General features: G+C 74.7%; 9 protein-coding genes. All 9 read right to left on the bottom strand.

Features of this window, described 5'->3' with window-relative positions; genetic code table 11:
* Window positions 1–39: 39 nt before the first annotated feature.
* The 9 genes from J4557_RS29135 to qcrC all read right to left on the bottom strand — a co-directional run bounded on the left by J4557_RS29135 (window position 40) and on the right by qcrC (window position 12518).
* Window positions 40–1554, bottom strand: a complete 1515-nt coding sequence (locus J4557_RS29135; protein WP_208269945.1) for an NADH-quinone oxidoreductase subunit NuoF family protein — start codon at window positions 1552–1554, stop codon at window positions 40–42.
* Window positions 1551–2570, bottom strand: coding sequence for a hypothetical protein (locus J4557_RS29130; RefSeq protein ID WP_208269944.1), 1020 nt, complete (start codon window positions 2568–2570; stop codon window positions 1551–1553). The genes J4557_RS29135 and J4557_RS29130 overlap by 4 nt, the downstream gene beginning before the upstream one ends.
* Window positions 2551–4212 (bottom strand): hypothetical protein, encoded by a 1662-nt coding sequence (locus J4557_RS29125; RefSeq protein ID WP_208269943.1) that lies wholly within the window; start codon window positions 4210–4212, stop codon window positions 2551–2553. Before J4557_RS29125 ends, J4557_RS29130 begins: the two co-directional genes overlap by 20 nt.
* A 317-nt stretch (window positions 4213–4529) precedes the next feature.
* On the bottom strand, window positions 4530–6068 hold the full coding sequence (locus J4557_RS29120) for a penicillin-binding transpeptidase domain-containing protein (RefSeq protein WP_208269942.1): 1539 nt from the start codon (window positions 6066–6068) through the stop codon (window positions 4530–4532).
* 550 nt (window positions 6069–6618) lie between these two features.
* Window positions 6619–7428 carry a hypothetical protein gene (locus J4557_RS29115; RefSeq protein WP_208269941.1) on the bottom strand — a complete coding sequence of 270 codons (810 nt, stop codon included), beginning with the start codon at window positions 7426–7428 and terminating at the stop codon, window positions 6619–6621.
* A 105-nt stretch (window positions 7429–7533) separates the two neighbouring features.
* Window positions 7534–8661: a glycosyltransferase family 4 protein gene (locus J4557_RS29110; protein WP_208269940.1), complete on the bottom strand. Its 1128-nt coding sequence runs from the start codon at window positions 8659–8661 to the stop codon at window positions 7534–7536.
* A gap of 202 nt (window positions 8662–8863) precedes the next feature.
* Window positions 8864–10498, bottom strand: a complete 1635-nt coding sequence (qcrB, locus tag J4557_RS29105) for a cytochrome bc1 complex cytochrome b subunit (RefSeq protein ID WP_208269939.1) — start codon at window positions 10496–10498, stop codon at window positions 8864–8866.
* Entirely contained in the window at window positions 10495–11610 is a 1116-nt protein-coding gene (qcrA, locus tag J4557_RS29100; RefSeq protein WP_208269938.1) for a cytochrome bc1 complex Rieske iron-sulfur subunit, read from the bottom strand. The genes qcrB and qcrA overlap by 4 nt, the downstream gene beginning before the upstream one ends.
* The gene (qcrC, locus tag J4557_RS29095; RefSeq protein WP_208269937.1) at window positions 11607–12518 is read right to left on the bottom strand and encodes a cytochrome bc1 complex diheme cytochrome c subunit; all 912 of its coding nucleotides are present in this window, start codon (window positions 12516–12518) and stop codon (window positions 11607–11609) included. The genes qcrA and qcrC overlap by 4 nt, the downstream gene beginning before the upstream one ends.
* Window positions 12519–12526: the final 8 nt, after the last annotated feature.

Genomic DNA, 12526 nt, shown 5'->3' with positions numbered 1-12526 from the left:
CTTTTCTCCGGCCCGTCCGTAATGGCGGACGGGCCGCCGTCAGGAACGCCGCGCGGGACCGCCGGGAACTCCCCCGACGACCCGCAGCGCCAATGCGGGGCACATCGCGACCGCTTTCTGCACGTCCCGCTCCATCCAGGACGGGATGTCGCTTCCGAGCACCACGGGAAAGCCGTACCGGTCGAGCTGGATCAGTTCCGGGACGAGGTAGGCGCACAGCCCGTGGCCGTCGCAGCGGCTCCAGTCGATCGCCACCCGCTCCTCCCGCCCGGTCGGGACGGGCAGGGGCAGCACCCCGAACGTCGGCAGCCCGCAGGTGCCGCCGTACCGGTGCGCGTCGATGTCGGCCGCGAACGCCTCGACCGCCGACAGCACGAACCGCGCGGTCCCGTCGGGATGGGTGCAGGCGCCGCGGCCGCGCCCGATCGCCGCGGCGCGGCGCACGTCCTCGACCGTCCCGCCGCCCTCGCTCAGCGCGTTGAGCGCGCGGACGACGTCGGGCAGCCCCAGCCGGCACGGGCCGCACTGCCCGGCCGACTGCGCGGCCAGGTAGGACGCGATCCGGGTGACCTCGCCGAGCGGGCAGGTGCCCTGCGCGAGCGGCAGGATGATGCCGGCGCCGACCGTCCCGCCGACGGCGCGCATCCCGGCCCGCGACAGCACCGCGCGCGACGCCCCGGCCGGGTCGAGCCACGTCCCGTGGTAGCCGCCGACCAGCACGCCGGGGCCCGGCGGCACGTCGCAGTGCTTCAGGACGTCCCGCAGCGGCGTCCCGTACGGCGCCTCGACGACCGCGGTGCCGCCGACGGTGAGCAGCGTGGTGCCCGGCTCGTCGTCGGTCCCGGCGGAGGCGTACAGGTCGGGGCCGAGCGAGACCAGCACCGCGAGCTGCGCGAACGTCTCGGTGTTGGACAGCAGCGTCGGGTACCCGTCCACCCCGGACTCGGCGGCGCGGACCTTCACGCCCGGCGGGATCGGCGTCTCGCCGTTGATGGCGCGGATCACCGCGCCGCTCTCCCCGGAGATGAACCGCTCGGTCAGCCGGACGACGCGGGCGGGCATCCGCCGCTCGCCGATCGCGGCGCGCACCGACCGGGCCGCCTCGTCGCTCTCGACGGCGAGGACGATCCGCTGGGTGCCGAGCGCGGTCGCGACGATCTGCGCGCCGTCCAGCACCAGGTGCGGGGCGCGGCCGAGCAGGACCTTGTCCTTGGCGCTGCCCGGCTCGCCCTCGGCCCCGTTGACGACCACGACGACGTCCTCGCTGGAGCCGCGGTCGCCTCCCTTCTCGCCCGGCAGCAGCAGCGTCTGGTCGGCGGTCGGGTGCTTCACCCGGGACGCGACGGCGGCCAGCTTGCGGGCGAACGGGAACCCGGCGCCGCCGCGTCCCCGCATGTCGACCTGCTCGGCCATCCTGACCAGGTCGTCCAGCGACGGGACGCGCAGCCGGCCGTGCACCGCGAGGTGCCGGTCGAGGTCGAGCCGGTCGAAGCGGTCGAAGCCGAGCGTCAGCCGGGGGCCGCCGATGTTGGACACCGTGTGGACGGCGCTCATCGGATGACCTCGGTGTCCCAGCCGCCGCCCTCGCCCGGCAGGGGCACGCCGCGCGGGTCGGTCACGGTGGCGCGGGAGTCGCGCCCGCCGAGCGGCCCGGTCACCCGCGGGTCGTCCATGCGGCGCGGGTCGTCCGCGCCGCGCAGGTCGTCCACACCGCGCAGGTCGTCCACACCGCGCGGATCGTCGTACCCGCGCGGGTCGTCGCCATATCCAGGGCGGTCGTCGTAACCGAGCCGGTCGTCGTAACCGAGCCGGTCGTCGTAGCCGCGCGGGACGGCGGCGCGCGGGTCGCGTTCGGGGAAGCGGCCGCGCGCGCGGCGGGCCGCGGCGGCGGCCGCCGCGCGCTCGCCGGCGCCGAACCCGTCGCCCGCCCGCCCGACCTCGCGCGGCCTGATCACCACGATCAGCCGGGTGGCGAGCGCGATGACGACGCCGACGATGCTCATCACGTAGCTGAGCACCACCCAGTTCGCCGCGACCCGTCCGGCGGTCAGGCCGTGCAGGATCCCGATCGGCCACGAGATGTACGCGACGGCGTGCATCGACCGCCACACCCACGGGCGGGCGCGGGCCACGAACCTGGTCCGCAGGACGCCGGTGATCACGATCAGCACCATCAGCTCGAACGCGACGGTGCCGAGGCCGACCGCGTCCGGGGTCGGCACCACGATCTGCGCGGGCGTCGCGAGCCCGCCCAGCAGCTTGACCGCGATGTGCGCGATGACCATCACCGACGCGACGACCGCGCACGCCCGGTGCGCGCCCTGCGCCAGCACCCGGTGCCGGATCTTCAGGATCAGCCGCTCGGTGGCCAGCAGCCCGGTCATCACCGCGCCGGTCAGCGCGAGCAGCGTGAAGACGCCCGCGTAGAAGGAGAGGAAGTACTGCGCCTGCGCCGCGGCGACGGCGCCCGGCGGGGTCGCGGCGCCGGCGAGCACCAGCACCGCGCCGACGAGCACGGTTCGCAGCACCCACGCGGGCACCGCGGGATCGTCACTGTTGCGTGTTCGCACCGCTCGGACTCCTGTTCTGGGTAGCGGACGGCGACGGGGCGCCGGCCGATCCTGCGCCACCGCCAGGCTCGTCGCCGGGCGCCGGCGACGACGGCGGGGCATCCGCCGCGGGGACCGCGCCGAGGTTGGCGATGAGGCCCCCGGGAAGCACCTGGAGCAGGCCGCGCTCGGCGAATCCGAGCAGCGGTTTCGCGCGTTCGGTGAACGTCCAGCCGCCGATGACGGCGCCGTCCAGCGGGACGGGCGCGGCGCCGCGGCGCAGGTCGAAGCGGACCTCGGCGCGGGCGGCCGGGGCGCCGCCGCAGGCGCCGGCGGTGCCGGTGCGGCCGAGCGGGTCGCCGCGCCCGACGACGCTGCCGTCGCGCAGCTGCGCCGCCGACCGGACCCGGTCGTAGACGGTGGCGACGCCGCTGGCGTGGACGACCATGAGCAGCGCGGGCCCGGAGCCGTCGCCGCAGAACCGGTAGAGCCGGCCCGCGCCGGCCGCCAGGACGCGCCCGTCGCCGCCCGCGAACGCCAGCGCGGACAGCGGGCGCTGCGCGGAGGCGGGGTCCGCGGTCAGCATCGTCCAGGACGTGCCGCTCTTCCACGGCAGCATCAGCCCGTCGCCCGCGCCCGTGCCGTTGACCGCGGCGGCGGCCTGCTCGGCGGACAGCGCGCCGTAGCGGCGCAGCGCGCGGGACTCCGCCGCCGACATGACGGTGGCGGGCATCGCGCCGAGCAGGGTGCCGAACGCGGTGGCGCCGGACAGGCCGATCCGCCAGTCCCGGCCCGTCCAGCGGGCCGCGAAGAACGCGATCTCGGGGTCGGCGTCGCTGCCCGCCGGGACGGGGATGGCGGTGGTGCCGAACACCCATGTCCCGTCGGCGCTGGTCCGGGTGGCCGCGACGATCGGCGCCCGCGTCGGCGCGGCGCCATACGCCTGCTTGGCCGCGGCGCCCCGCTGGGCGAGGGTCAGCTTGCGCACCTGCGCCGTCAGCGCCTGCGTGTCCGGACGCGGCGGGGCGGCGGGGGCGCCCGACGCGGACGGCGCCTGCCGGTGCGGCTGCTGCGCGCCGGACGGGGCGGTGGCGTGCCCCTTCGGGTGCCGCGCCCCCTTGCCGGCGGCGACCGACTCGGTCGTGCCGATCGGGCGGCCGTCCAGCAGCGTGCGCTCGGCTATGCCCAGCAGGGAGAGGCCGACGACGGCCGACAGGATGAGCGCCCCCGCGCCGATCCGGTCGCCGGGCATGCGCGGCCCGCGCGGCCTCGCCTTCGGCCCGGGACGGGGCCGGGTGGGCGGGCGCCGCCCGGAGCCGCGGGCGGGCTCGCGGCGCCGGGCCGCGGCGGGCGGCTCGGACCGGTACTCGATCCGCTGATCGGACCGGTGATCGGTCCGGTACGCCGGCCGGCGCTCCGGCTGCCGCCGCCTCCGGCCCTTCTCGCGCCGCCGGACGTCACGGCGCGTCGGTTCGCGCCTGCGCCGCCGGCCCCGCTCGTCCCATCCCGGCTGCTCCGACCACCACGACCCCTCGGGCCACTGCGGCTCGTCCGGCCGGCGGCCGGGTGGCCGGGCCCCCGGTGAGGGACGCTCGGGTGCCCGCGCCCACGGTGAAGCATGCGTGTTGATCCGGGACGCATGCCCGTCGTCACGTCGCGCCATGCCCTCTCCTGTGGAGGAGGCGGAGCGCAGGCGAACGCCGGATCGGCTCGGTGCCGTCCGGGCGCGCGGCCCGGCGGCGGTCCTGCTGAGACGTCGGGAGCGCGGTGTGCGGAGCCCGCTCGCTCCCGCCGCGTTCCCGTGCGGGATTCGCAATGGATCCCGCCGATCACCACCGGAGCATACGCCCCATTGGCCCCTCGGTTGAGGGTTGGTGACAAAAAACGGTTCAAGCCGTCTTCGCGGCCGTTCCGCTCATCGTGGGAGTACGCGCGCGGAACGGCGGGGGTTCAGCCGTTCCGCGCCATTTCCCGGCGAGGTCAGCGCAGGAACGCCGCGGCGAGCGGCGCGGCCGTCCTCGGCCCCGACCCGCCGTCCTGGACGAACACCGAGAACGCCAGGTCGCCGCGGTATCCGATGAACCAGGCGTGCGACGAGCCGTCGTCGGCGTACTCGGCGGTCCCCGTCTTGCCCGCCGTGCCGTCCGGCAGGCCGGCGCCCGCGGCGGTGCCGCCGGTGACCACCGCCCGCATCATCGACCGCAGCGCGGCGGCGCCGGGGATCGGGTGCGGGCCCGGCGTGTCGCCGCCGCCCTCGCGGACCAGCTTCGCCGACACGAGCCGCGGCGGCCGCCACGTCCCGTCCCCGACGGCCGCCGCGACGCTCGCCATCAGCAGCGGGCTCGCCTGGACGCGGCCCTGCCCGATCGCCGCCTCCGCCAGTTCCGCGCCGCTCCGCGGGGCGGGGAAGCCGCCCTCCAGCATGCGCACCCCGGGCGAGAACCTCGTCTCGAACCCGAACCTGCGGGCGCTCGCGGCGAGCTTGCCCGCGCCCAGGCTCTCGACGCCGAGGCGCGCGAACGTGGTGTTGCAGGACGCGGCGAACGCGCCGCTCAGGGTCGTGCGCCCCAGCTCGTGCCCCTCGTCGTTGCGGATCGTCCGCTGGGCGGTGACGACGGACGCCGGGCAGTCGGCGGGCGTACCGGGCCCGGCCCCGTCCGCGACCAGCGCGCCCGCCGTGACGACCTTGAACGTCGAGCCCGGCGGGTAGAGGCCGGCGAACGCGCCGAGCCCGCCGAGGGCGTCCGCCACGGCCAGCACCTCGCCGGTGGACGGCCGCAGCGCGACGATCGCCGCGGCCCGGGGCACGGAGCGGACGGCCTTCTCGGCGGCCGCCTGCAGCCGCCGGTCCAGGGTCGTGCGGATCTTCCTGCCCGGCTCGCCGCCGAGCACCTTCACGCGCTGCGGCGGGCCGTCGCCGTCGCGCATCTCGATGACCCACCTGGCCTCGTCGTAGCCCTCCGGCGTCAGGTCGTCGACGAGTTCGGCCAGGTAGGGCGCGAGGAGCCCGGTGTCGGGCAGCGCCTTGCCGTCGCGGGCGACGAGCGTGACGGCGGGCAGCCGTACCTGGGCGAGCGACCACGTCCCCCTGCCCTTCAGGCCCGGGTAGAGGGTCGCGGGCGTCCACAGCACCCGCCACCGGCCGTCCACGCGGCCGAGGCGCAGCACCGCCGCGAACGACCACTCGCCGTGCCCGGCGAGCGTGCGGGTGACGGTGAAGTCGGCGTGCGCCGCGCCGGGACCGGTCCGCACCACCGGGCGCGGTTCGACCATGATCGAGGAGACCGTGAGGCCGCGCGACAGCGCCCGGTACTGCCGGACGAAGTCGCCGGGCGGGTCGGCGACGAGGTCGCGCATGTCGTCCAGCGCCCCGCGCCGCCAGGCGGCGAAGTAGTCCGCGGCGACCTTCTCCGGCGTCCCGGCGCCGCGCCCGCCGCGCAGCCGCCAGGCCGCGACGAGCCCGCCGGCGAGGACCACCGCCACCAGCGCCGCGAGCACGCCGACGCTCCGCGATCGCATCCGCGCTCCCCTCCCCCAGCCCCCGAATGGAGATCATCTCAACGGCGGCCGCGAATGGATATGGGAATGAACGACCGTTGTGAGGCCGGACCTGGCCGATGAATTAGCCATGAGTAATCCGCCCCTTAAGTCCGATTTAACGGCGGTGCCGGCGGGCGCACCGCGGCCTAGCGTCGGGGACGTCGATGACCGTGCACGCACAGCGGCGGGAGGGCCCCGATGACGCAGCGCTTCACCGGGACCGCTCCCGCCCGCAGCCGGAAGGCCCACCTCTCCCGGGCGGCCGGTCACCGAACCGGGGCCGTGCCCCCGGGACCCGTCCACGCGGCACCGATCCGGCCCCGCAGGCCGGCCCTTCGCGGCGCGCCCGTCTCCAGGTTCTCCCCCACCGGGCGCGGGGCCGGCCGGCGCAGGATCGCACCCACCTCGGCAGGGGCGTGCGCGTGGAACCGGTCTCCGGAACCCGGGCACGGCCCCCCTCGACCCGCCGGTCCCGGGACGGCCCCGCCTACGGCGCGGGGGCGGGGCCCCGTCCCGGGGCCGTGCGCGGCTAGCGGGTCCAGGGAAGGCGGACGGCCTCCAGATCGGGGTCGTCCAGCAGCGCCTGGACGAGCGAGGTCGGACCGACGACCTTCGTGCCCCACAGGTCCCAGTCGCAGTACACGACCCAGGAGCGGTCCTCCGCCCACAGGTCGGACGGGCAGCTCGTCATCGCCGGGTGGTCGTACAGCCGGGCCGCGTCGCCCAGCCGGCCCGCGAGGACCGTCTCGTCGTCCCAGTCCGCGGTGACGAGCGGGCAGTAGTAGGCCAGGCAGCGGGTGGCGGCGCCGCCCGGGCTGTGCCGCAGCAGCACCCCGACCAGCCGGTGCCAGCTCTCCCGGTCCAGGCAGCCCTCCGCGGGCGGCCGGATGGCCGCCGACCAGCTCCCCGCCGGATGCCCCTGCCGCAGGCACCGGTTGCCGGGCAGCTCCCCCTCCGGGACCACGGGCTCGCCGAACCCGCGCGCCAGCTCCCGCCAGCGCAGCCGCCGCCAGCCCGCGCCGGGGTCGCCGCTGCGGCCGAGCTCGGTACCGGTGACGATCGCGCCCTCCAGCAGGTCTCCCACGTCGCCCGGCGCCTCCCCGGCCGGGTCGGGCGGCTCCACCAGCCCCGCCCCCAGCACCGACTGGTGGACGTCGTCGTGCGTCGTGGTGACCAGGCCCTCCTCCCACGCGTACATCGCGTGCAGGAGCCAGGCGGAGTCGGGATTGCGGGGCGGCTCGAACCCCGAGTAGCAGTGGTCGGGATCCAGGTCGTGCAGCCACCGCGCGGTCTCGCCGGGAACCCGTGCCCACGCATCCTCGATGTCCGCGTTCTCCATACGGGCATCCTGTCACCCGGCACGGGGCGCGCGATACGCGGCGGTCGTCTGCTTGTGGCCGCTCACCCGGTCAAGGGCCGTGACCGCGGGGCCACATCCGCCGGATCAGCCGTGCAGCAGGGCGTCCAGCCGGGCCGCCTGCACCTCCCAGCGCCACTCCCGCTCCACCCACGCGCGGCCCGCGCGGCCCATCGCCCCCGCCCGCTCCGGGTCGGCGAGCAGGCCCGCGACCGCCTCCGCGACCCGCGGCACCGACCGGCCGGGCACCACCACGCCCGTCTCGCCGTCGAGGACGGCGTCGGGCGCGCCGCCGGAGTCGCCCGCCACGACCGGCAGGCCCGTCGCCGACGCCTCCAGGTAGACGATCCCGAGCCCCTCGACGTCCAGGCCCCGGCGGCGCGTCCGGCAGGGCATCGCGAAGACGTCCCCGGCGTCGTAGTGGGCGGGCAGCTCCTCCCACGGCACGCTGCCGGTGAGCACGACCGACCCGGCCACGCCCTCGGACGCCGCCAGCCGCTCCAGCTCCGCGCGGTACGGGCCGCCTCCCACGAGCAGGAGTGCCGCGTCCGGAACCCTCGCCAGCACCCGCGGCCAGGCGCGGATCAGCGTGTCCTGCCCCTTGCGCGGCACCAGCCGGGACACGCACACCGCGACGGGACGGTCCGCCAGGCCGTGCCGCGCCCTGATCTCCGCGCCGCCGGCTCCGGCGCGGAAGAGCGTCTCGTCCACGCCCGGCGCGAGCCGCGCCATCCGCGCGGCACCGGCCGGGGACAGCGCGCGCGCCATCCGCGACCGGGTGTACTCGCCCAGGTAGGTGAGGGCGTCGACGTCGTCACCGATGCGGCGCAGCAGCGACCGTGCGACCGGCAGGGCCGCCCAGCCCGCCTCATGCCCGTGCGTGATCGCGACGATCCGCCCGGCCCCGCGCCGCCGCAGCGCCGGCGCGAGCAGTCCCAGCGGCGCCGCGGCGCCGAACAGCACCGAGTCGCAGCGCTCCGCGCGCAGCAGCGCGGACGCGCGGCGCAGCACGCCCGGCTCCGGCAGCATCAGCGACCCGGGATGCCGGACGACGTCGAACGGCTGCACCGCGTCGAACGCCGCCGACCCCTTCCACGCCGGCGCGTACACCACCACCGAGCCGGGCGGGCGCCGGACGGCGAGGCCGTGCACGAACGCCTGGATCCCGCCGGGACGGGGCGGGAAGTCGTTGGTCACCACCAGGGTCTTGGTCATCGTCGGCCAGGATACGGACCCCGCACCGGCCCCGAGCAGCCGGAACGCCGCCCGGCGCGGACTCCGGCGAGCATCGGGCGGGCACCGGACGGCCAGGAGCGGGCACACCACCGGCGGGGGCCGGCACCGGACGGGCGGGGGCGGGCAGAGCGAAGGGCCCGGCACCGTCGTCCGGTGCCGGGCCCCTCGATCGGGCTCGCGATCAGTGGCTGATCTCGTGCGACTGCTTGCCGCCCTCGATCTCCGCGTGCTCGCCGTGCTCGTGCTCCTCGACGGGGATGTCGTCGAAGGTCCAGGCCCGGTTCAGCCGCGACCGCAGGTGCCCGAGCGGGCCCTTCGCGGCCGGGATGCCGTTGGCGTCGCGCTGCGGCGCCTCAGGACGGGTGTTCTCCTTCGACAGCAGGACCGCCCGCTCCTCGTCGCGCGCCGGCTCGTGCCGCTCGGAGAACTTGCCCTCCGGCGACATGAGGATCACGCCGGACTCGACGCCGTGCCCGACGACGTCGGCGTCCTTGCGCTGCAGCCCCAGGCAGATCCGCTTGGTGATGATGAACGCCAGGAACGGCCCGACGAAGAACGTGACCCGGAAGAACCAGGTCGTGGCGTACAGGGAGAGGTCGAACTTGTCGGCCAGGACGTCGTTCGCGCCGGCCAGCCACAGCAGCCCGTAGAAGGTGACCGCCGCGACGCCGGTGGCGGTGCGGATCGGGGCGTTGCGCGGCCGGGTGTTGACGTGGTGGTGGCGCTTGTCCCCGGTCACCCACTGCTCGACGAACGGCCAGGCCATCGCGCCGCCGAAGACGATGCCGAGCGGGACCGTCGCCGGTATCAGCACGTTGAAGCTGACCGTGTGGCCCCAGGCGCTGACCTCCCAGTTCGGCATGATCCGCAGCGCGCCCTCCAGGACGCCCATGTACCAGTCCGGCTGGGAGCCCGCGGAGATGGCGCCCGGATCGTACGGGCCGAACAGCCAGATCGGGTTGATCTGCGCGAACGCGCCGAGCAGCGCGATGACGCCGAAGGTGAACAGGAAGTAGGCGCCCGTCTTGGCCATGAAGACCGGGTAGAACGGGTAGCCGTACACCTGCTGCTCGGTCTGGTTCTTCACCGGCATCGCGGTGTGCTTCTGCACCCACATGATCATCATGTGCGCGGTCACCAGGCCCAGGATCAGGCCGGGGATCAGCAGGATGTGCAGCATGTACAGCCGCGGCACGATGTCCTGGCCGGGGAACTCCCCGCCGAACAGGAACATGTAGCCGTACGTGCCGACCAGCGGGATCGCCTCGAGCACGCCCTGGGTGATGCGCAGGCCCGTGCCGGACAGCAGGTCGTCCGGCAGCGAGTACCCGAACAGGCCCTCGAGCATGCCCAGGATGAACATGGTGATGCCGATGAGGTAGTTCAGCTCGCGCGGCTTGCGGTAGGCGCCGGTGAAGAACACCCGCAGCATGTGCGCCAGGATCGACGCCATGAACAGGATCGCCGCCCAGTGGTGGATCTGCCGCATGAGCAGGCCACCGCGCACGTCGAAGCTGATGTGCAGCGTGGAGGCGTACGCCTCCGACATCTGCACGCCCTTCAGGTGCGTGTACGAGCCGTTGTAGATGACCTCGTTCATGCTCGGCTTGAACCAGAGCGTCAGGAACGTCCCGGTCAGCAGCAGGATGATGAACGAGTACAGGGCGATCTCGCCCAGCATGAACGACCAGTGGTCCGGAAAGACCTTCTTCATGTTCCGCTTGAAGAAGGTGGTGGAACCGAGCCGGTCGTCGATGAAGTTGAGCGGCCCCTCGACCGCCTTCGGAGCCGTGGCCCCGGCTGTCGCCTCGCTCATCCGCGCTCCCAGAAGCTCGGGCCGATCGGCTCGTGGTAGTCGCTCGTGGCGACGATGTAGCCGTCCTCGACCGCCAGCGGAAGCTGCGGCAGCGGACGGGCCGCCGGGCCGAACACGACCTTGGCCGCGTCGGTCGCGTCGAACGTCGACTGGTGGCACGGGCACAGGATGTGGTGCGTGGTCTGCTCGTAGAGCGCGGCCGGGCAGCCGACGTGCGTGCAGACCTTCGAGTACGCCACGATCCCGTTGATGTGCCAGTTCTCGCGTCCCTTGGCGGGCTTGAACTCGTTCTCGGGCACGTTGATCAGGATGGTGACGGCCTTCGCGTTCTGCGTCAGCACCTGGTCCTCGGGCACGCCCTCCTCGATGCCCTCGGGCAGGACGGTGATCATCCCGCCGGGCGAGGAGAAGTCGCTGACCCGCAGCGGCTTGTTGGTGCCGTCCACCACGAGGCGGACGCCCTTCTTGCCCTGCGCCTGCGCCTTCTTCACGGCGTCGCCCCAGTAGGTGGAGCGCAGCCGCTTCTCCGGCAGCGGGCCGAGGTCGCGCAGCAGCACCAGCGGCGCCAGGCCGAGCGGCGCCGCCGCCAGCAGCAGCGTGCGGCGCAGCAGCGGGCGCTTGGTCAGGCCGCTGTCGGACGCCCCCTCCAGGAAGTCCTGGGTGAAGGCCGCGCGGGTCTCCTCGTCGGCCTGCAGGTTGTGCCGCTCCTGGACGATCGGCTTGCTGGTCATGAGCCGGCGCACCCAGATGGTGACGCCGGCGGCCAGCGCGAGGAACGACAGCGCCATCAGGCCGCCGAGCCAGTAGTTGGACTCGCGCGTCCGGGTCACGCCGTGCATGCCGCCGTTGCGGCCGCTCCAGCCGATGTAGTACGCGATGAACGCCACGCTGGCGGCGAACGCCAGCAGGAAGAACGTCGCGACGACGCGCTCGGCGCGCTTGGCCGACGCCTCGTCCAGCTCCTCCCCGACGCCCGCGGGCGCGGAGATGTCGTCCTGCGCGAGCAGGGTCCTGTCCCTCGCCGGGGACGGCGTGCCGATCACGCGCCCGTGCGGGCGGCCGCCCTCGCCGGGCTCGATCGAGCCGGCGGTGTCCTTGTTCTCGTCGCTCATGACTTCTTCAGCTTCTTCGGCTTCTTGGCGGTGATCCACATCGCCGCCATCACCAGCAGGCCGAGCCCGACCAGCCAGCCGACCAGGCCCTCCGACACCGGGCCGATGCGGCCGAGGCCGTTACCGCCGGGGTTCGGCTGCTCGCGGGTCTGCACCAGGTAGGAGATGATCGCCTGCTTGTCCTGCGGGGTGAGCGTGGTGTCGTTGAACACCGGCATCGCCTGCGGGCCGGTCAGCATGGCCTCGTACATCTGCGTGGGCGTGACGTCGCTCTTGGACAGCGGCGGGGCGTACTTGCCGCCGGTCAGCGCGCCGCCCTGCCCGGTGAAGTTGTGGCACTGGGCGCAGTTCGTGCGGAACAGCTTGCCGCCGAGCGCCACGTCGCCCTTGGTCGGGTCGGTCGCCGACGCCGGCGGGACCTCCGGGCCGCCGCCGAGCGAGGAGATGTAGGCCCGCAGGTCGGCGAGGTTCTTCTCGGCCTGCGCCTTCTGCTGCTCGGCCGCCTTGCGCTTGGCCTCGTCCTCGTAGTCGGTCTTGATCTGGGTGTTGAAGGCGGGGATCGGCGTCTTGCGCGGGAACTGCGCACCAGGGCTCATCGCGGGCATGCGGCCCGTGCTGACCTGGAAGTCGACGCTGGCCGCCCCAACCCCGAGCAGGCTCGGTGCGATCGGCTTGCCCTTGGCGTCCTTGGTGCCCTCGGCGTTCAGGCCGTGGCAGCTGGCGCAGTTCTTGTCGAACAGCTGCTGGCCGTTCTTCAGGTCCTGCGCCGCCTGGGCCGTGCTCTCCGCCTCGGCGCGTCCAGTCTGCGGCGAGAAACCGGCGTAGATGACGCCGATCGCCGCCAGGGCCGCCAGCACGACGGCGTAGCCCGCCCAGGGGCGCCGTCGCCATGCGGTGATCCTTCTCACGGAAATCC

The organism is Actinomadura nitritigenes (genome assembly GCF_017573545.1).
Lineage (GTDB): Bacteria > Actinomycetota > Actinomycetes > Streptosporangiales > Streptosporangiaceae > Spirillospora > Spirillospora nitritigenes.
Note: the sequence above shows the minus strand (reverse complement) of the source record. Positions and strands in the feature narration are given on the sequence as shown.

What these genes read in the sequence shown, in the direction of transcription:
- J4557_RS29125 (WP_208269943.1), bottom strand. Translation starts at nt 4,212, where the DNA reads ATGGCGCGACGTGACGACGGGCATGCGTCCCGGATCAACACGCATGCT.
- J4557_RS29115 (WP_208269941.1), bottom strand. Translation starts at nt 7,428, where the DNA reads ATGGAGAACGCGGACATCGAGGATGCGTGGGCACGGGTTCCCGGCGAG.
- J4557_RS29110 (WP_208269940.1), bottom strand. Translation starts at nt 8,661, where the DNA reads ATGACCAAGACCCTGGTGGTGACCAACGACTTCCCGCCCCGTCCCGGC.
- qcrA (WP_208269938.1), bottom strand. Translation starts at nt 11,610, where the DNA reads ATGAGCGACGAGAACAAGGACACCGCCGGCTCGATCGAGCCCGGCGAG.
- J4557_RS29135 (WP_208269945.1), bottom strand. Translation starts at nt 1,554, where the DNA reads ATGAGCGCCGTCCACACGGTGTCCAACATCGGCGGCCCCCGGCTGACG.
- J4557_RS29120 (WP_208269942.1), bottom strand. Translation starts at nt 6,068, where the DNA reads ATGCGATCGCGGAGCGTCGGCGTGCTCGCGGCGCTGGTGGCGGTGGTC.
- qcrB (WP_208269939.1), bottom strand. Translation starts at nt 10,498, where the DNA reads ATGAGCGAGGCGACAGCCGGGGCCACGGCTCCGAAGGCGGTCGAGGGG.